This is a genomic window from Exiguobacterium sp. s36 (assembly GCF_018618345.1).
Classification (GTDB): domain Bacteria; phylum Bacillota; class Bacilli; order Exiguobacteriales; family Exiguobacteriaceae; genus Exiguobacterium; species Exiguobacterium chiriqhucha.
In genome coordinates, this window is the sequence record NZ_JACSLW010000001.1 from 989,369 (window position 1) to 1,007,203 (window position 17,835).

Here is a 17,835-nt window from a genome sequence, read left to right on the forward strand (position 1 = left end):
CATTATAACACACGTCGAAACTTGTGCCTATGCTATTCGGGCATAGAAATGGCTCTGCGCAAGCGTTTACATATGTCATCTTCGTGACGAATTACGTGATTTTGAGGACTTCCTTCACTTTTTCAATCATCCGATAAATATCGAACGGCTTTTCAAATTGCGCGGTAATGCCAAGTCGTTGCACTTCTTCGAGCGTCGATTTTTCCCCGAACGCGGTCATAATCATGACCGGGGTGTCGATGTTCCGTTGGCGCATGTTGCGTAGTACTTCATGACCGAACATGCGCGGCATGTTCATATCGAGCAATACTAAATCGTATCCGTTCTGTTCGAGCTTTTCCCAAGCGTTCTGTCCGTCGTTCGCCGTGTCGACCTCGATGCCGAGGCTTTGGAACACTTGCGCTAACATCAACCGAATCCCGTCTTGGTCGTCTGCGATCAACATCCGTGACATCCATCTACCTTCTCTCCATAGTTTGCACTAGTCTAACCATACCAAATCCGATTTCGTTCGGCGACGGACCTATTTTGAAATCAAGGCAACGGTATCGATACCGGTTCTTCGGTCTGTTCGTCCTTTAACTGGGCCGGTACTTCCGACTCAGGTACCGGCTCGTAGGCCGTCACCGTCTGCTCGTCTTTCACATACAGTTTCAAAAAATCGCCTTCGGCCAGCCGAATCGGCGCCTCGAACGTGATTGGTCGTTTCTTGCCGTCTTCATCATAGCCAATCGTTTCATACGTATGTCTCTTTCCTTGGTCGGTGACGTTTGTGCTCGGCACTTTCGTATAGTAGACGTCGGCAAACAGCCGATTCGTATCGACGAACTGCCAACCGAGAAATAAGATGAGGACGACGCCACCGATTGCCCATGCTCGTTTCATCGTAACTCCCCCGCCTTTCTCTTTTCCATCTTTTTCAATACCATTGTCTCCCTATTTCTAAACACCCGGTACGCTGATATACTGAAAACATGAAACGAACAGGAGCGAAATCATGAAACCATATTTGTTATACATATTGTTCGTCTTGGCACTTGGAAGTATGGTCGCACTCGTCGTGAACGTCTTCGGGGAAGACCAAGAAGAGATACCGCTCGCCGCTGCCGTCGAGACCGATCTCGAGGAATTGCCGGAGACGTTCGCCGTCTTATCCGAGACGTTCGATGAGCCAATCGCAGACAGTGACATCGCCCGCATCAAAAAGCTGGCTTCTGATCCGGAACTCGACGAAGCGAACGTGCACGCCCTCGGCACAATCGATGTCATCTTTAAAGGACGACCGACCACACTGACACTCGAAACAGAAGTGAATCGTGAGGACGGCACGTATCTTTATCTGTATTTGTTCGGCGAACCGGACGTCGTCGAGGCGCTCGACGAACGTATCATGGCGTATTATGAAGAATTAGGCATATGAAAAGGAACCTCGCCGCGGCGAGGTTCCTTTTATTTCGTTAGTCGACCGTGACAGGGACGACCGCGAGATCAATCTCTTTCTCGACCTCGGCCCGCTCTTCAGCGAGACGAGCATCCGACCATTTGAAGACATCGGCCATGCAACGGAGCACGCCGTCTTTATAGTTGCGGACGAAGTCGATGTCGAAGAACATCGCTCCGGTCCGGCGGACGAGGAAGTCGATGGCCCGAACGACCGACTCTTCTTCGATGCCATACATGAGTTGTGCATAGACGTACTCTGGAAGGTCGTACGCGTTCGAGTCCATCCGTTCGATGACACGATCGATGTTCGATCCGTAGAGACGAACGAGCTGCTCGGCTTTGACGTCATCGAGACCAAGGTTTTTCAGTTCAGCTTTCTTCTTCGTCAAGAAGTCATCGAACCCTTTCGAACCGCCGACATGGCCGCCTGACATCGGCATATGTTTCGTGCGCGAAGCGAGGAAGACGATGCCTTCTTCTTGCTTGAGCAGTTTCGCCACCAAATCGACGACCGTCTCTGACATCTTGCGATAACCGGTCAACTTCCCACCGGCAATCGTGATTAAGCCGCTTTCCGACTGCCAAACCTCATCTTTCCGTGAGATTTCAGACGGGTCTTTGCCTTCTTCATAGATGAGCGGACGAATCCCGGCCCAGCTCGACTCGACGTCATCTGCCGTCACGTTCACGTCTGGGAACATATAATGGATCGCCTCTAAAATATAGTCGCGGTCCTCGGTCGTCATGCGTGGATGAGCTTTATCCTTATCGAAGAACGTGTCTGTCGTCCCGACGTACGCTTTGCCGTCACGCGGAATCGCGAACACCATCCGGCCGTCCGGTGTATCGAAATAGATGGCTTGTTTGAGCGGGAATTTCGACTGGTCAATGACGAGGTGAATCCCTTTCGTCAAACGGAGCATCTTCCCTTTGTTCGAGCCGTCCTGTTCGCGGAGCACGTCGACCCAAGGTCCGGTCGCGTTGATGACTTTCTTCGCATAAACTTCGTACGTCTTGCCGTCGATTTGGTCTTCAACGTGGACGCCGACGACTTTGCCTTGCTCATAGATTAGACCAGTCACTTTCGAATAGTTCAAGAGGAGAGCGCCGTGGTTGGCCGCCTCTTTCGCGACTTCAATCGTCATACGGGCATCATCTGTCCGATATTCGACGTAATAACCGCCACCGACAAGACCGTCTTTTTTGACGAGCGGCGCTTTTTGAATGACTTCATCTGGCTTCAACATCAAACGTCGCTCGGCGCGTTTGACGCCCGCTAAGAAATCGTACACCATCAAGCCGACCGCTGTGGAGAGCGGTCCGAACGTGCCGCCTTTATGCATCGGCAACAGCATGCGTTCTGGCGTCGTGACGTGTGGCCCGTTCTCATAGACGATGGCGCGTTCTTTTCCGACTTCGGCGACGAGCGCGACTTCGAACTGTTTCAAGTAGCGCAACCCTCCGTGGACGAGTTTCGTCGAACGGCTCGATGTTCCGGCTGCGAAGTCTTGCATTTCGAGCACGGCCGTCTTCATTCCGCGAGACGCGGCATCGAGCGCGATTCCGGCACCGGTGATTCCTCCGCCGACGACGAGCACGTCGTGACGTTCACCCGTTAACTGTTCATATCGTTTGGCACGTTCTTTTGCTGAGAAATTTCTGATTTCCATCTTGTCCCCTCCTATAATGAATCCGGTTCGATGTATGCGAAAAGAGACCACAACAAAACAAGGCTTCGCCCCCCATGTCGTGGTCTCTCTGTAGTCTCCAACCGGTTATCAACTTTTCTCCTGTATTATACCCCATTTTCTAGCATTCAACCATCGACCCGCTCACGGAGTGTGCAACCTGCTCCTCAGAAAGCGTCCCGCTCGCAATTTCAAAATGAGAAGACTAGACTTCAAGGTATCACCAACAAGGAGGAGTTTTTTTATGAAACGCATGTTACAACCTTTCCAATTCAAAAACGGCGTCGAGCTCCACAATCGGCTCGTACTTGCGCCGATGACCCATTATTCGTCAGAACCGACGGGTGAAGTGTCGGAACACGAACTCGCCTATTACCGGAAGCGGGCGAAGAACGTCGGCCTCGCCATCACGGCATGTGCTTACGTGACCGAAGACGGCAAAGGGTTCCCGAACGCCTTTGGTGTGAATGACGACAAATTCATCCCTGGGCTTCGTCAGCTCGCTGAAAGTTTGAGAGCGGAAGGCGCAAAAGCGATTCTTCAAATCTTCCATGCAGGACGCATGTCTCCTCCGGAACTCGTTCCGAACGAACAACCGGTGAGCGCCAGCGCCATCGCACCGGTTCGAGAAGGTGCCGCCACGCCGCGCGCCCTTGAGACCGAAGAAGTCGAAGCCATCATCGAGGCGTTCGGCGAAGCAACACGTCGTGCCATTGAGGCCGGTTTTGACGGTGTCGAGATTCACGGTGCGAACACGTATTTGATTCAACAGTTCTTCTCACCTCACTCGAATCGACGCGACGATCGCTTCGGTGGCGACGTAAACGCACGCCTCACCTTCCCGCGTGAAGTCATTCGCTCGGTCAAGCGTGCAGCTGAAGGCGCGGACGATTTCTTAATCGGCTACCGCTTCTCGCCTGAAGAAGTCGAAGAGCCAGGCATCACGCTCGACGATACGGACGTATTGATCGATATGTTGCTCGAAGAAAACCTCGACTACCTCCACGCCTCGCTCTGGAACTTCAATATCGGTTCAATGCGGAACGAGAACGTGACGGAGCGGTCGATTGATCGCATCGCTAAACGCATCAACGGTGCTGTCCCGCTCATCGGAGTCGGACAGCTCCAGCGCCCAGGTCAAGTCGAAGATGCACTGAACGTCATCGACCTCGCCGCGCTCGGCCGCGAACTGATTATCGACCCGGATTGGCTCGAGAAAGTGAAAACGGATCGTGAAGACGAAATCGAGACTGAACTCGACTTGAACAAACAAGCCGAACTCGCCGTCCCGGCTCCGCTCTGGAACGCCATCACAACACGTGCTGGCTGGTTCCCAATCAAAGACCAAGCCGTCAAATAAGCCATCAACCGCAGACTTCATGTCTGCGGTTTTTTTGTGGTTTGTGCAATTCATCGAGTAGTGTGAGAAATGGGATATGCTACGGACACAATTTCGTCACATTTTTCATCTTTTTCACCACTTCTTTCGTGTTGACCTAACTTTCCAACCTTTCACCCCCTTCGTAAGCTAAGGACAGGAACCGTTTCCTCGATGAAACTGCGGGCCAAGCCTCGCTTGCACCGCGCCTGTCTGTTTGACCGTCTTTTGAAAGGGGCATATGATGTATGACGAAAAAGCCAATTGATCTCGATGCGTACAACAAACAACTCAATCAGCATCAACAGCGTACGAAAGAAGTCGCTGAAACGTATCGACAAAAAAGTAAGGAACTCGAACACCACCTCGAATCATCCGCACGTTCCCGTGAAGAAGCGCTCGCTCGCGAAATCGCCGAATTAAAGCAAGTGACTAAACGGAACGTTCCACGAAATAAATAAACGGTTCCCGATCGTACGACGAAAGAAGTGACTCATCCGGTGGAAAACAAAATCAAACGCCAATTTCTGAATCATCTGCATCGTGACAAAAATTTGTTCGATGATTTTCAGCATGTGGATAACTTTTATACGCTCGATCAACACATTGTGAGTGCGCTCCGCAGCGCCCATCCGATTCGGGCCGAACAGCTGCTCGAGACGCTGACGCTCGACCTATTGAAACTTCCGGTCTCCGATGAGTATATGAGTGTCCGTTTCTACTACCGCGGCCTCGTCTATCACGTCATCCGTCTGATTCCAGTCGATAACCCAAACGTCCAGACCGCGCTCAATTATACGAGCGCTCTTCTCATCTTAATCGATGAACTGACGACGACACTCGACTTTATCTATGCCATTCCCGTCATCGTCGACCATTTGACGAAGATGATGGCGTTTCTATCCCCTCCCGTGTCGACGAACCCGAACGTCACGACGACCATCCATTTGATTGAAGAGCATTTGAAAGAGCCAGAACTATCGCTCCCGTGGATCGCCCAACAAATCGGGTTATCAAACAATTATTTGTCGGCCCTGTTCAAACAGGAAGTCGGCGAGAGTGTACCCGAACGAATCCGGCGCCGCCGCATCGATGCGTCCATCGCCGATTTGCTCGGAACGAATTTGCCGATTTGTACCATCGGTGAGAAATATCGCTTCGCCTCGTGCACGGCCTATATCAACACGTTCAAGACGTACAAACAAATGACCCCGCTCCAATACCGCCAATTGTTCCACACGTGAAAAGCGCTAAGCCTCTACCGAGACTTAGCGCTTTCTGTCATCCATTCTTCTCGCAACAAACCCATGCGAATCGAGTCGTAACGCACGTCGTCGACGACGCGCACCTGACGAATCCGACCTTCGAGTCGCATGCCGATTTTCTCGGCCACTTTCATCATCCGCTCATTGCCCGACCACGTCGTCAATCCGACCCGGACCGTCGGCAACGTCTGAAACAGATGGCCGACCCACAGCTTGAGCGCCCGCGTGCCGATGCCACGATTCCAGCGGTCGGCTTGATGGAGGATGATCCCGACCTCGAGCCAATTCTGTCCGGTGTCTTCATAATAGAAGGAAACCGTCCCGTAGACGGTCCCATCGACCTCGATGACCCACATGTCGTCACGGCCGACGTGTTCGCCCGCATTCTGACAGTACACCTCATACGTGTGCGCCCGATGTTCAAAATACGGCGCGTCCCATTTCTTGAATTCCGGCGCCTCGTCCTTATACATCAATTCCCATAACCGATCCAAGTCGCGTGACGCAATCGGTCGAATCACTAATTCTTCATCGCGAACCATAACGTCTTCCTCTCTAACTGTGCTCTTGACGGTTTCGCGATGTCAGTTCGAATTCCCTTTTTTCCGTTTGCGCCAGACGAGCGCCAAGATGACGAGCAATAGGCTCGCCGTGACCGAGACGACGGCGAACGGACTCGCACCGGTGATAAACAGTTCGCCGAGCGAGACCGAATAGGCGAGACCGAACGACGTGACGAGCTTCGCGCCGATGGCGATCAAAACGAATCGCGGGAATGGCACCCGGCTGAACCCGGCCGCGAGACAGATGACCTCATCTGGCAAAATCGGGATGATGAACAAGACGAGCAACACACCGAGCCCGTACTTGTCGACGTAACGGTCATACGTCGCGAGCTTGTCGGCGTCGATAAGCCGCATCACCCGCTCCCGCCCGAACCGAGCGAGCCCGTACATGACGAGGATGCCGAGCGTCGTCGCGACGCTCCCGATTAAGGCCGCCCGAAGCGGCCCAAGGGCGACACTACCAATCGGGACACTGACCGCCTCCGGGACCGGAAGCGCGATCGGTTGCAAGAAGCTGAAGGCGGCGAACACCCACATCGCCTGGTCGCCATACTGTTCGAGCAACCGTTCGAGCCCGTACGAGTCGTACAAGACGAGTCCAAACGAGACGTAGTATACGAAGACGAACAACAAAAATAACGTGAACGTGACTTTGAGCATCTGTTTCAAGTACGTATTCGAGCCCTCGCGAATCGACCGCAATAGACCAATCGACAGTGCGAGCAATACAATTCCGGTCCACCCGAGTTGATACGGCAATAATAGCGTCGGCAAGACGACGAACGGCAACAGGCTGAGCGTGACGAGCGCTCCCCCGTATCCTGCATAAATCATAGTTCGTTCTCGCATGTCGCATCGCCCTCTCCCTGTTCTACTATTAGTGTACCCGGATTTCGGGCAACATGTATCCACCTGAAGCTGTTGCGCGCATCAGCCTTTTGCCCGAGAAAAAAGGCCACAGTCATAGACTGTGACCTGCCACTCACTCGCCGAGTGAGGCTTGGATGAAATCGTGGAACAAGCGTTGCGGACGCTCTGGACGCGAAATGAGTTCTGGATGGAACTGTGACGCGACGAACCACTTGTGCTCTGGAATCTCGATGATTTCGACGAGACGGCCGTCCGGGCTCGTTCCTGAGAACTTGAACCCTTCTGCCTCGAACGCTTCACGGTACTCGTTGTTGAACTCGTAACGGTGACGATGGCGCTCGTAGACGAGCTCTTGGTTGTAAGCGGCGTGCGCTTTCGTGCCTGGCTCGAGCTTACATGGATAGAGGCCGAGACGGAGCGTGCCGCCGAGGTCCTCGATATCTTTTTGTTCTGGAAGCAAATCGATAATCGGATAGTTCGTCGTCGGATCGATTTCGGCCGAGTGGGCACCGTCGAGCTTCAAGACGTTACGGGCGAACTCGACCGTCGCGAGCTGCATGCCGAGGCAAATCCCGAAGAATGGGACGTTGTTCTCACGCGCATAACGCGTCGCTTCGATTTTCCCTTCGATGCCGCGTTCTCCAAATCCGCCTGGGACGAGAATCCCGTCTGCGTCTCCGAGAAGCGTCTCGACATTCTCTGCCGTCACCTCTTCAGCGTTGACCCAATCGATATCGATATCGGCGTTGAAGGCGTAACCGGCGTGCTTGAGCGATTCTGCAACCGAGATGTACGCGTCACGAAGTTCGACGTATTTTCCGACGAGAGCGATTTTGACTTTCTTCTCGAGGTGCGTGACCGTGTGTACGAGCTCTTTCCAAGCCGTCATGTCAGCGGCCGGCGTGTTGAAGCCGAAGTAATCGTTGACGAGTTGATCCATTCCTTGCTTTTGAAGGTTGAGCGGCACTTCGTAAAGCGTCGACGCATCTTGTGCCTCGATGACCGCTTCTTTACGCGTGTCACAGAACAAGGCGATCTTTTCACGCATCTCTTCTGGGATGTCGTGCTCGGTACGGAGGACAATGATATCCGGCTGAATCCCGTAACTACGGAGCTCTTTGACGCTGTGTTGCGTCGGTTTCGTCTTCATCTCACCGGCAGCGCGAAGGTAAGGGACGAGCGTACAGTGGACGTACATGACGTTCTCTTTGCCGATGTCGTTCTTCACTTGACGAATGGCCTCGATGAACGGAAGCGACTCGATGTCCCCGACTGTTCCACCAATCTCTGTGATGACGACATCTGCGTTCGTCTCGCGACCGGCGCGGAAGACGCGGTCTTTAATTTCGTTTGTGATGTGTGGAATGACTTGGACCGTTCCCCCGTTATAATCGCCACGACGCTCTTTTTTCAAGACCGTCGAGTAGATGCGACCTGACGTCACGTTGGCGTTTTGCGACAAGTTGATGTCGATGAAGCGCTCGTAGTGTCCGAGGTCAAGGTCCGTCTCAGCGCCGTCATCTGTGACGAACACCTCTCCGTGCTGGTACGGGCTCATCGTTCCTGGGTCGATATTGATATACGGGTCAAACTTCTGAATCGTCACGTTCAAACCTCGGTTTTTGAGTAGACGTGCGAGTGAAGCGGCTGTGATCCCTTTACCGAGTGAAGATACTACCCCACCTGTTACGAAAATATACTTTGTCATCATCATTCTCCTCTCTTAAATGCCACAACGGGAAACGAAAAAACAAAAAAAGCAAAAGTGCCCCCACTGAAATGGAGGACACTTTTGCTGCATCGTTACGTGCTAAACTAGCCCATGACTAATTTACGTCAGAGACGATGCAGTCGTCAAGTCATTATTTTTTCTTTTTTTCAACTGTCAAAAAAGAAAAAGAGACACGCCTAGCCGGGACAAATGCCCGGCTTTTTGCGGTCTCTTATAAATCATCCTCGTCTTCTAAGTCGAGGTCGTCGTCCAAGTCTTCGTCCTCGAACTCGTCAAGGCCTTCCACTTTTTCGGCTTCATCCTCGGCATCGAACTCAGATGCGTCAAAATCTTCACCTTTTGCAAAGACGTCAAGGTCGTCTTCAATGTCGACGATGCCTTCATCCGTCTCATCGATCTCTTCTTCGAACTCATCGAGCTCACCGCGTTGGCGTGCTTCGATGACGAGATCTTCGTCTGACTTATCGAACGGATACCAAACACGAAGCGCCCAACGGTTAGCTCCCAAGTTGACGAATAGTCCGTCGATGTTCATGTCCGTGTAGAGTTGCGCGATTTTCTCGAGCTCTTCCTCTTCACTTGCGAACGTATAGTTTTGTCTGATCAGCTCACGAATCTCATCAAATGACACTGGTTGCTCGCCAGTCTTTTGAAGAATTTCGTAAACGAAATCGATCAACGATTTATTCATTAAAGGACACTCCTTTTCCGTCACTAGTTAAACATCACTCCTCATTATAAACAAAACCGATATGAAAAAGCTAGAGGAAATTATTTTGAAGTTTCAACGGTTTTTTGGATGCGCAACCAATACAGCGTAATCAATCCGACGTTGAAGATCCACGTCAAACCGAGCACCCCGAGCATCCAACCACGCGGGATTTTAAAGGACAACTCTGCATTGACGGACTGGCCGGTATATAGACCGTAGCCGAGCAATCCAACCATAAGCGCGGAATAAGCGACGACCATCCCGAACCGTTTCCATAGTTGCAAGAGCAGCGAGGCGAACTCTTTATTGTCCCCATACGATGCATATAGATAGACGTGACCCGCACTCGCGTACATCGTCTGGACGTACCCACTCACAAACAGGACCGGAATAAACACGATCGGCTCCAAGAAACCGAGGAAGAATAGCAGCGACGTGACGAGCAGGACGTAGTAAGGATGACGCGCCACGTCGAACACACGGTTCAATAATATCCAGCCGATGACGCCCGCCAAGAACGGCATGAACACATAGAACAAGAGCACTTGAAACGAATATAGGGCCAGACTGATGAATACGGCGCCAATCAACGTCCAGCCGCCGAACAACCCGACGACGAACGCGAGCAGTTGAACTTGGCGCGTCCGGGTGGCACTGACGTACGTTCTCGTCCGCTCCTGGAACAATACCCACCCGACGTAGCCGAGCAAAATAATCATCAATAAAAAGATTTCCACATACCCGCTCGCCCCTTCCAACAGGCTGAGGAGACGGCTCACCAACGTGAACACGGTGACGGTGATGAAGGCAAGCACGAACTTCCCTGTCGCCCATGCCCACGTCGCCGTTTTCTCGAGCGGCAACTTTCTCACGAACAGCCAAGGCAGGAGAAGACTGACGAGGAAGAGGATGACAGCCTCGTCATATGATCGAGTCAGCACATAAGAGAAAATGATGATCCAGACAACGAGTGCGAGTACGAGCGGGAGCGAACTCCCTTTCTGATCCGTCGACTCGTCTGTGGTGGACAGTTCCTTCAGCTGTGACAAAATCGTCGTCATAATCGACCCGACACCGATCGATCCGACACCGACAAGAAAAGCGCTCAATTCAATCGCCCAATCGAACGGCCACAAGAAGCAGACAAGGCCCGCGACCAAGACGGATAGCGCCACTAAAAACGTCCGTTTCGAGCCGAGCCGCCCGATGATATACACCCATAGAAGCAGTCCCGACATACTCGCCACGTAAAAAATCATGAACGGGATTAATCGCCCGACGCCGTCTTCGACCGCCATGATGGACAAAAATAAAATTTGAGGCAAGATTTGACTGCTGAGGGCACTGACAATCGTCAATAACACGACTGTGTTTTTCATTAAAGATACCTCATTTCTAGAAAATGATCGAATCGCTCTCCTTTCCTTCTTTCCCGCTACCTTCCATTCGAGAACCTCTCGAATCACACATCAGCTCCTCAGTTTTTTCACATTTTTGCCGATATAGAGAAGAAAGCTATTTTAGCTGTACGAGAAAAAGGAGAATGAAACATGGCACTGTTCCGTAAATCAAAACCTACCGCCTACACCGCATCGATCGGCTTCCCTGATGTGGCGAAGACCGCACGGCCGACCGATCAAAATTTGAACGGGCGCACCCATTATATGGGTTATACGACGTCGCAAGTGAAGCGACTTCAAGACATGGCCCCGCTCGTCGAATCCGTGTTAGACGATGTCCTTGAAAACGTCCTCGACCACTTGATGTTGCAGCCTGAGATGGTCCAAATCGCCAACGCCTCATCGACACGTGAGCGGCTTAAAAAAGTGTTCGCTGACTATTTCCGGAGCTTGTTGACCGGAAACATCGATGAAAAGTTCCTTGCGATGCGTAAACGGATGGGCCAGACGCATCACCACTATGCTGTACCGGTCGTCTGGTTCCTCGCGACCTATTCTGCCTTCAACACGTTGCTCGTCCCAAAAATCGTCGAGACGTACCAACACGACCCGGCCACATTGACCGAATCGCTCCTCGCATTGTCCCATGCGATGAACTTGGACGCCCAAATCGTCACTGAGCAGTACGTCGATGCGCGTCTCGATGAGATTGAATCGGCAAACGTCGCCCGAGCGACGCTATTGAACGATGTCAGCCGCGTTAGCACGGAAGTCGCGACGACGATGGAGCAGACCGGTCACGCCATGTCCGAGACGAGCAAGCGAGCCCATCAAGTGTTGTCCGAGACCGAGCAGACGGAGAAGATGAGCCGTCACTTGATGAGCTTGACGCATACGAACGGCGAGCAAATCGAACAGATGGAATCCGAGTTCAAACAGTCAGCGACGTACGTCGACGCCTCGCTCGATCGCATCACCGCGCTCAAGGACGGCTCGCAAGAAATCGTCAGCATGACTCGGAGTATCGAACAGATTGCCAACCAGACGAACTTGTTGGCGTTGAACGCATCAATCGAAGCGGCCCGAGCCGGTGAACACGGTAAAGGCTTCGCCGTCGTCGCGACCGAAGTGCGGACGCTTGCCGAGAATGCAAAACAGCTGAGCAGTCAAATCAACGTCCTCATCCATGAGAATGAAGCGAACATCGCCGCCCTGCTCGATCAAATGGGACAGATGCATCGAACGAACGACGAGGCAATGCGTCAACTCGGTGCCGTCAAAGCTGGCTTCTCGACCGTCAAAGACGAGATGGGCAATTACGTCCTGTCGTTCGAACGGAACAAACAAGACCTCGGCCAAATGGTCGAGACGATTTCGGCCATCAATGAGACGACACAAGGACTATCACACCTGACGTCTTCCTTATTGGCCACTTCCGAGATGCACTGACGACAGAACAAGGCACGGTCCGCGGACCGTGCCTTGTTTTTTATTGAACGAGTGGTTCAGGTACTTCGATTGGAGCAAGTGAGCGATCGAGCAGTTCAACGACGTCGAACGTACCGACCGTCTCATCGACTTCTTTCGCCTTCGTTCCGTCCGAGAGCATCGTCAAGCAGTACGGACACGCCGATCCAATGACCGTCGGTTTCGTCTCGAGCAACTGCTCGGTCCGGGCCACGTTTACGCGCGTTCCGACTTTCTCTTCTTGCCACATGAGACCGCCGCCGGCGCCGCAGCACATGCCGTTCTCACGGTTCCGCTCCGCCTCGACAAGTTCAACACCTGGAATGCGTTCCAAGACGAAACGCGGGGCGTCGTAAATACCGTTATAGCGCCCGAGATAACATGAATCGTGATAGACGACACGCTCGTTCACGGAGAAGTCCGGTTTGACACGGCCCGTATCGAGCAGCTCGGCGAGGAGCTCGGTATGGTGATACACTTTCACACCCGTGAGTCCAAAGTCCGGATACTCGTTTTTGAACGTGTTATACGCGTGCGGGTCGACCGTGACGATTTTCGTGACCCCATACTTCTCGAACAGTTTGATGTTCGCTTCGGCGAGCTCTTGGAACAACAGCTCGTTCCCGATGCGGCGTGGCGTATCCCCTGAGTTCTTCTCTTCGTTACCAAGGATGGCGAACGAGACGCCGGCCTTGTTCAAGACGCTCGCAAAGCTTTGCGCGACTTTTTGGCTACGGCTGTCGTATGAGCCCATCGCTCCGACCCAGAAGAGGAATTCAAACTCTTCGCCGGCCTTCTTCTTCTCTTTCGCCGTCGGGATGACAAGTTCTTCCCGGTCTTTGCGCCAATTCTCACGCTCTTTCCGGTTCATCCCCCACGGGTTGCCTTGACGTTCGATATTGGCGACCGTACGCTGCGCTTCTGGATCCATCTTGCCTTCCATCATGACGAGGTAACGGCGCAAATCGATAATCTTGTCGACGTGCTCGTTCATGACCGGACATTGGTCCTCACAGTTGCGGCACGTCGTACATGCCCAAATTTCTTCTTCAGTGATGACGTTGCCGATCAACTCATCGGCGACGAGCATATGTCCGTCTTGGGCCGCGGCGGCAATCTCGGCCCCTTGCGTGTTTTGGAACAAGAGCGCCGGTGCCCACGGTGACTTCCGGGTGACGGCGGCCCCTTTCATGTTCATATGGTCGCGCAGCTTGACGATGAGGTCCATCGGCGACAGCATCTTACCGGTCCCGGTCGCCGGGCAGACGTTCGTACAGCGTCCGCACTCGACACAGGCATACAAATCGACGAGTTGTTTTTGGTTGAAGTCTTCGATTTTATTGACCCCGAAGACGACTTCTTCGTCCGATTCCTCGGCTTCTTCCATCGCCGAGAAATCGACCGGAGCGAGACGACCGACCTGGTGCGTCCGTCCGAGCCAGACGTTGAGCGTCCCGGCGATCAAGTGGGCGTGCTTGCCTTGCGGGATATAAATCATGAAGCTGAGCAAGAACAAGAGATGAAGCCACCAGAAGACGACGAACAAGGCGAAGGCGACCCCTCCCGGTACCCAAGCAAACGCCGAACCGATGAGCGTCGCGACCGGTTCACCCCACATCGGAAGTTCTTCCTTATAGACGAGGTAGAACCCGTTCCCGAACAAGACCGATACCATCAGCCCACCGATGAAGATGAGGGCGAGGCCGGCCAAGAAGTTTCGTTTCAAGCGCACGAGCTTCTCGATGTAACGGCGGTAGAATCCCCAAACGACCGCGACAAGAATCATGAGCATGACGATTTCTTGCATGAACGTGAAAATTGGATAGAGCGGACCGAGCGGGATATGCGGGAAACGTGTCCCGACAGCAAGCCCTTTCCAGATGAAGTCGATGGCCCCGAACTGGACGAGGATGAACCCATAGAACATCATGACGTGAATGATGCCGCTCTTCTTGTCTTTTAACAATTTCTTTTGGCCGAACACGTTGATCATGACCTGTTCGAGCCGTTCCTTATTCGTTTGGCTCCACTCTGCCTGCTTCCCGAGCTTGATGAACGTATAGCGCTGATAGACCAGCGAGGCGAACAAATACAGTCCATAGCCGAGGACGAGCAAGAATAGAATCCAGTTGACGATTAAAAATGTAGACATCCCCAAAACTCCCCCTTATGAAAACGGATTCAATCTTGAATTCAGTATATCAAACAATGAATGAACAGTCATTCATTTTTATCGAAGGGGTCAAAAATTGAGCACATGCTTCAAGAATAAGAGGATGCCGCCATACCCGACGACCGCGAGGACGAACGTCCGGAAGTGGAGGTTGCGGTCGGCTGGAAGTTCGAACTTGACGATATTCAGAATCATCGCCCCGGCGACGAATGCGAACAAGATGGCCTCGACGTGCGAGGCGAGATCGATGAAACGGGAGAAGAAACCGCCGATGAGGATGCCGCCGCTCAACAAATAACGTCCTTGCCGAAGGTAGCGTTCCCCGTAATGGCGACACAAGTCGTGACCGACGGCGAGGAAGTGGACGCCGAGCGCCATCGCGTAGAAGCTGCGGGCGACGAACGTGACGGATGATTCCGTAACGACGTAAGCCGAGAACGACATATATGCCGTCAACAGCGTCACTTGGAGCCAATACGACACGTTCTGATCAATCGTCTCGTCTTTGAAGTGTGGCGTTCGAACGACACGCATCGTCCCATAAAAGACGGTGAAGCCGAGCAAGCTGATGACATAAATCTCCGACGGCAAGGCCAGGTCGAGCCATTCGACCCGGAGCGTGTCTTGCCGCTTATTCAAAGACGGCAAGAGATACATGAAAAAGTACGTGATGGCGATCCCGCTCGAAAACGAGAACCATTTTTGAGACGGTACCCGGTCTCGTGGAAACAGATAGATTCCCCAAAAATTGATCAGTGCTAAATAGACCACGATCCAGTTCGCCATCTCACGTCATCCTTTCAGTTCAATCCAAAACCGCTCGACGATTTTCCCGCCTTCCGCTGTGAACGGTGTGTCCGGTATTCCTCCGTTATTCAAGATGACTTGGCGTGACGCCACGTTCGTCCGGTCACACGTAATCAACGCCCGCTCAATCCCGAGTTCCTTCGCTTTCTCGAGCGCGAGCTCGAGCTGTTTCGTTGCCAGACCGCGTCCACGTGCGCTCGGCTTGATGCCGTAACCGATGTGGCCCCCAAAGTTGAGGAGGTTGTCATTCAATTCGTGGCGGATATTCGCTGCCCCAAGCAACTCGTCCCCGTCCGTCAGCCAATACGTCGTGCTCGGCACCCAACTGACGTTGTTCACCCGTATCTCTTTATCACGAATCTGTTTGACGTACGACGCAAAGTCAGACGCGTCGCGGTCGACCGCGTTCGGGACGATCGTCTCTTCCCGCTCCCGCCACTCCTTTAAAAATTCGAGTACTTGCGCTTGTTGCGCCATCGTTGTTTTGACGAGCTGTAGCATCTGACGTCCCCCTAATTGATTGGTCTCTCTTCATCATAACGAAGCCTATTCACGTTGAAAACAGACGTTCCTGTGACGAGATGTCGCCTTTTTCATAGAATCATCTAGCAAAAAACCCGCAATCGATTGCGGGTCAGTCTTCTAATCCTAGTCGTTTTGGCATCTGTGGGGCGAGCGTACGGGCCTCGTCTAAACGGCCAGCCTCGACGAGCGTGTGGAACCGTAAAAATTCCTCATGTGTCGCGTCACCGATGGCCGCCAAATAATCGATATAGCGTTCGTACACCGACTTGTCTTCCGGCCGCGCCTCGATCAACGCGACGTAAAGCCGGACCGTATCTTCTCCATAAAGAAGCGGGAACTCATCGTTCAACTGGAGCAACTTGTCGACCGAGTCCATATCGACACCGGTCTCGTTGTCATAGTGCCCGACGACCTGCTCAGCATGGTCCTCGAGGCGGCCACGCCACTCTTCATACTCGTCCTCGTTCGTCTCGAGCATCTCGAACCAATCCTCGTTCAACATCTCTTCAATCTTTTTCACGCGTTCTGCAAAATTCATGCGAACTCTCCTCCTTCAAACGTCCATGTGACGTCGACGTCATAATTTCCCGCGACGTCTTCGTTCATCGATAACTCGTAGACGAAGCGGCAACGGCCGTCCGCGACATCGAGTCGCTCTGTCGTCGTCGCCATCGTCATCGACATATATGGGTTTTTATATAGGCTTTGCGTCAAACGTCCTTCAATAAAGGAATGATTCATCTCGATCGGTCCTTTACAGATGAGCGCGAGCCGGCCTGTCGTATATTTGATTGTCGTCGGAACGACACCGTCTTCCCGTTCTTGATTGAACGTCAAGATGAAGCCGGTCTTCAATTCATAATAGAGCCCCTCGGCTTGCAGCTCGATCGGTTCCGCGATCTCACTGATCGTCGTCTTTTGGCGCACACGTACGCGTTTCGGTTCAATTGCCATGGTGATTCCCCTTTCCGCTGTCCCATCGTACCATATCTCGCGAACGGTCCGGAATCGGTAACTTTTTCTTTCCCGGTTCGCACGCGCTTCACACGTCGGGCCCGATCAATTTTATATTATGTGCGTGCAAGAAGTCCGCTTCAAGCAAAAGACCGCGGATGTGATCATCCGCGGCCGTTCGTTTCGTTAAAACTTCAGCCAATTCCCTTCCGAAATCACGTCTACACGACCGTCGACGACTCGAATCGCCGTCTCGTCATCGATGGCGTAGCTCGGCCCAGCCAACATGCCTGCCCATTCGGTCGCATGCTCGGACGTGTTCTCCGGCAACATCTCATGATCGAGGTGAGGGAAAATCGAGAAATCGACATACCCTAGTGTCTTATCGCCCTGCTCGCCCGGTGCCTGCCAACCGACAAACGCCTCCCCGATGCGCGGGGTCATGACCATGCTGCCGGCACTCAAACCGACATAGACGCCATTCCAATCCGGTAACAGCTGCGCGACACCGGACTGCTGCATCCAATAATGCAAGAACAGGGGGTCGCCTCCGTTGACCAACAACACATCCGCCTCGTCGAACGCCGGTCTCCACACCGTTTCATCAAGGCTTGGGAGGGCACTCAATTCGAGGACCCCGACCGACTTCCACCCTAACTCACACATCGGCGTCGAGAAATCACCGTTGAAAAAGTTCCACGCGTGATTCGTCCCACCCGGCAACGCGTAAATCGCGGTCGGGATGCACAGGGCGGTACACTCCTCAATCGGTTTCCCTAACAACTCGAGTAACGCTTGTTTAATCCGGTCATTTTTAATCCCGGCCGATGTCAGTAACAGTCTCATTCTAACCCC

Annotated in this window: 19 protein-coding genes; 5 read left to right on the plus strand and 14 right to left on the minus strand. The window is 52.9% G+C overall.

Annotation, left to right across the window (positions count from 1 at the left end):
- Nucleotides 1-91 precede the first annotated feature (91 nt).
- Together KNP95_RS04935 and KNP95_RS04940 are read right to left on the minus strand one after the other, a co-directional pair.
- Nucleotides 92-454, minus strand: a complete 363-nt coding sequence (locus tag KNP95_RS04935; RefSeq protein ID WP_058764844.1) for a response regulator — start codon at nt 452-454, stop codon at nt 92-94.
- Between the two features lie 80 nt (nt 455-534).
- Nucleotides 535-885, minus strand: coding sequence for a YxeA family protein (locus KNP95_RS04940; RefSeq protein ID WP_029594660.1), 351 nt, complete (start codon nt 883-885; stop codon nt 535-537).
- Between the two features lie 112 nt (nt 886-997).
- Between KNP95_RS04940 and KNP95_RS04945 the strand changes: the two genes are divergently transcribed.
- Complete coding sequence (locus KNP95_RS04945; protein WP_214835798.1) at nt 998-1,420, plus strand: hypothetical protein; 423 nt, start codon at nt 998-1,000, stop codon at nt 1,418-1,420.
- A 37-nt stretch (nt 1,421-1,457) separates the two neighbouring features.
- Here the strand turns inward: KNP95_RS04945 and KNP95_RS04950 are convergent, their stop codons facing one another.
- Nucleotides 1,458-3,113 (minus strand): glycerol-3-phosphate dehydrogenase/oxidase, encoded by a 1,656-nt coding sequence (locus KNP95_RS04950; protein ID WP_058764850.1) that lies wholly within the window; start codon nt 3,111-3,113, stop codon nt 1,458-1,460.
- Between the two features lie 262 nt (nt 3,114-3,375).
- Here KNP95_RS04950 and KNP95_RS04955 point away from each other — a divergent pair, with 262 nt between their 5' ends.
- The 3 genes from KNP95_RS04955 (at nt 3,376) to KNP95_RS16200 (ending at nt 5,753) form a co-directional block, all read left to right on the plus strand.
- Entirely contained in the window at nt 3,376-4,491 is a 1,116-nt protein-coding gene (locus KNP95_RS04955; protein ID WP_214835802.1) for an NADH-dependent flavin oxidoreductase, read from the plus strand.
- A 266-nt stretch (nt 4,492-4,757) separates the two neighbouring features.
- On the plus strand, nt 4,758-4,970 hold the full coding sequence (locus tag KNP95_RS04960) for a hypothetical protein (protein WP_029594656.1): 213 nt from the start codon (nt 4,758-4,760) through the stop codon (nt 4,968-4,970).
- 114 nt (nt 4,971-5,084) lie between these two features.
- Complete coding sequence (locus tag KNP95_RS16200) at nt 5,085-5,753, plus strand: helix-turn-helix transcriptional regulator (protein ID WP_214802312.1); 669 nt, start codon at nt 5,085-5,087, stop codon at nt 5,751-5,753.
- A gap of 14 nt (nt 5,754-5,767) precedes the next feature.
- Here the strand turns inward: KNP95_RS16200 and KNP95_RS04970 are convergent, their stop codons facing one another.
- From KNP95_RS04970 to KNP95_RS04990, 5 genes are all read right to left on the minus strand, one after another.
- On the minus strand, nt 5,768-6,316 hold the full coding sequence (locus tag KNP95_RS04970; RefSeq protein WP_214835805.1) for a GNAT family N-acetyltransferase: 549 nt from the start codon (nt 6,314-6,316) through the stop codon (nt 5,768-5,770).
- 42 nt (nt 6,317-6,358) lie between these two features.
- On the minus strand, nt 6,359-7,189 hold the full coding sequence (locus KNP95_RS04975) for a TVP38/TMEM64 family protein (RefSeq protein WP_029594653.1): 831 nt from the start codon (nt 7,187-7,189) through the stop codon (nt 6,359-6,361).
- A 133-nt stretch (nt 7,190-7,322) separates the two neighbouring features.
- The gene (locus KNP95_RS04980; protein ID WP_021066089.1) at nt 7,323-8,918 is read right to left on the minus strand and encodes a CTP synthase; all 1,596 of its coding nucleotides are present in this window, start codon (nt 8,916-8,918) and stop codon (nt 7,323-7,325) included.
- Nucleotides 8,919-9,153: 235 nt separating this feature from the next.
- Entirely contained in the window at nt 9,154-9,633 is a 480-nt protein-coding gene (rpoE, locus tag KNP95_RS04985; RefSeq protein ID WP_021066088.1) for a DNA-directed RNA polymerase subunit delta, read from the minus strand.
- 80 nt (nt 9,634-9,713) lie between these two features.
- The gene (locus KNP95_RS04990) at nt 9,714-11,033 is read right to left on the minus strand and encodes a hypothetical protein (protein ID WP_214835808.1); all 1,320 of its coding nucleotides are present in this window, start codon (nt 11,031-11,033) and stop codon (nt 9,714-9,716) included.
- Between the two features lie 171 nt (nt 11,034-11,204).
- Here KNP95_RS04990 and KNP95_RS04995 point away from each other — a divergent pair, with 171 nt between their 5' ends.
- Complete coding sequence (locus tag KNP95_RS04995) at nt 11,205-12,503, plus strand: methyl-accepting chemotaxis protein (protein WP_214835811.1); 1,299 nt, start codon at nt 11,205-11,207, stop codon at nt 12,501-12,503.
- Nucleotides 12,504-12,543: 40 nt separating this feature from the next.
- Here KNP95_RS04995 and KNP95_RS05000 read toward each other — a convergent pair whose 3' ends face one another.
- The 6 genes from KNP95_RS05000 to KNP95_RS05025 all read right to left on the minus strand — a co-directional run bounded on the left by KNP95_RS05000 (nt 12,544) and on the right by KNP95_RS05025 (nt 17,826).
- A complete protein-coding gene (locus tag KNP95_RS05000) occupies nt 12,544-14,673 on the minus strand; it encodes a (Fe-S)-binding protein (protein WP_214835814.1) in 2,130 nt (709 codons plus the stop codon).
- A 90-nt stretch (nt 14,674-14,763) separates the two neighbouring features.
- Nucleotides 14,764-15,480 carry a hypothetical protein gene (locus KNP95_RS05005; protein ID WP_214835816.1) on the minus strand — a complete coding sequence of 239 codons (717 nt, stop codon included), beginning with the start codon at nt 15,478-15,480 and terminating at the stop codon, nt 14,764-14,766.
- Nucleotides 15,481-15,486: 6 nt separating this feature from the next.
- Nucleotides 15,487-16,002, minus strand: coding sequence for a GNAT family N-acetyltransferase (locus KNP95_RS05010; RefSeq protein WP_029594648.1), 516 nt, complete (start codon nt 16,000-16,002; stop codon nt 15,487-15,489).
- A 133-nt stretch (nt 16,003-16,135) separates the two neighbouring features.
- Nucleotides 16,136-16,564 carry a hypothetical protein gene (locus tag KNP95_RS05015; protein WP_021066082.1) on the minus strand — a complete coding sequence of 143 codons (429 nt, stop codon included), beginning with the start codon at nt 16,562-16,564 and terminating at the stop codon, nt 16,136-16,138.
- Nucleotides 16,561-16,980 carry a YwiB family protein gene (locus tag KNP95_RS05020; RefSeq protein WP_214835819.1) on the minus strand — a complete coding sequence of 140 codons (420 nt, stop codon included), beginning with the start codon at nt 16,978-16,980 and terminating at the stop codon, nt 16,561-16,563. Before KNP95_RS05020 ends, KNP95_RS05015 begins: the two co-directional genes overlap by 4 nt.
- Nucleotides 16,981-17,166: 186 nt before the next feature.
- Entirely contained in the window at nt 17,167-17,826 is a 660-nt protein-coding gene (locus tag KNP95_RS05025) for a Type 1 glutamine amidotransferase-like domain-containing protein (protein WP_021066080.1), read from the minus strand.
- Nucleotides 17,827-17,835: the final 9 nt, after the last annotated feature.

What these genes read in the sequence shown, in the direction of transcription:
- KNP95_RS04935 (WP_058764844.1), bottom strand. Translation starts at nt 454, where the DNA reads ATGTCACGGATGTTGATCGCAGACGACCAAGACGGGATTCGGTTGATG.
- KNP95_RS04940 (WP_029594660.1), bottom strand. Translation starts at nt 885, where the DNA reads ATGAAACGAGCATGGGCAATCGGTGGCGTCGTCCTCATCTTATTTCTC.
- KNP95_RS04945 (WP_214835798.1), top strand. Translation starts at nt 998, where the DNA reads ATGAAACCATATTTGTTATACATATTGTTCGTCTTGGCACTTGGAAGT.
- KNP95_RS04950 (WP_058764850.1), bottom strand. Translation starts at nt 3,113, where the DNA reads ATGGAAATCAGAAATTTCTCAGCAAAAGAACGTGCCAAACGATATGAA.
- KNP95_RS04955 (WP_214835802.1), top strand. Translation starts at nt 3,376, where the DNA reads ATGAAACGCATGTTACAACCTTTCCAATTCAAAAACGGCGTCGAGCTC.
- KNP95_RS04960 (WP_029594656.1), top strand. Translation starts at nt 4,758, where the DNA reads ATGACGAAAAAGCCAATTGATCTCGATGCGTACAACAAACAACTCAAT.
- KNP95_RS04970 (WP_214835805.1), bottom strand. Translation starts at nt 6,316, where the DNA reads ATGGTTCGCGATGAAGAATTAGTGATTCGACCGATTGCGTCACGCGAC.
- KNP95_RS04975 (WP_029594653.1), bottom strand. Translation starts at nt 7,189, where the DNA reads ATGCGAGAACGAACTATGATTTATGCAGGATACGGGGGAGCGCTCGTC.
- KNP95_RS04980 (WP_021066089.1), bottom strand. Translation starts at nt 8,918, where the DNA reads ATGACAAAGTATATTTTCGTAACAGGTGGGGTAGTATCTTCACTCGGT.
- rpoE (WP_021066088.1), bottom strand. Translation starts at nt 9,633, where the DNA reads ATGAATAAATCGTTGATCGATTTCGTTTACGAAATTCTTCAAAAGACT.
- KNP95_RS04990 (WP_214835808.1), bottom strand. Translation starts at nt 11,033, where the DNA reads ATGAAAAACACAGTCGTGTTATTGACGATTGTCAGTGCCCTCAGCAGT.
- KNP95_RS04995 (WP_214835811.1), top strand. Translation starts at nt 11,205, where the DNA reads ATGGCACTGTTCCGTAAATCAAAACCTACCGCCTACACCGCATCGATC.
- KNP95_RS05000 (WP_214835814.1), bottom strand. Translation starts at nt 14,673, where the DNA reads ATGTCTACATTTTTAATCGTCAACTGGATTCTATTCTTGCTCGTCCTC.
- KNP95_RS05005 (WP_214835816.1), bottom strand. Translation starts at nt 15,480, where the DNA reads ATGGCGAACTGGATCGTGGTCTATTTAGCACTGATCAATTTTTGGGGA.
- KNP95_RS05010 (WP_029594648.1), bottom strand. Translation starts at nt 16,002, where the DNA reads ATGCTACAGCTCGTCAAAACAACGATGGCGCAACAAGCGCAAGTACTC.
- KNP95_RS05015 (WP_021066082.1), bottom strand. Translation starts at nt 16,564, where the DNA reads ATGAATTTTGCAGAACGCGTGAAAAAGATTGAAGAGATGTTGAACGAG.
- KNP95_RS05020 (WP_214835819.1), bottom strand. Translation starts at nt 16,980, where the DNA reads ATGGCAATTGAACCGAAACGCGTACGTGTGCGCCAAAAGACGACGATC.
- KNP95_RS05025 (WP_021066080.1), bottom strand. Translation starts at nt 17,826, where the DNA reads ATGAGACTGTTACTGACATCGGCCGGGATTAAAAATGACCGGATTAAA.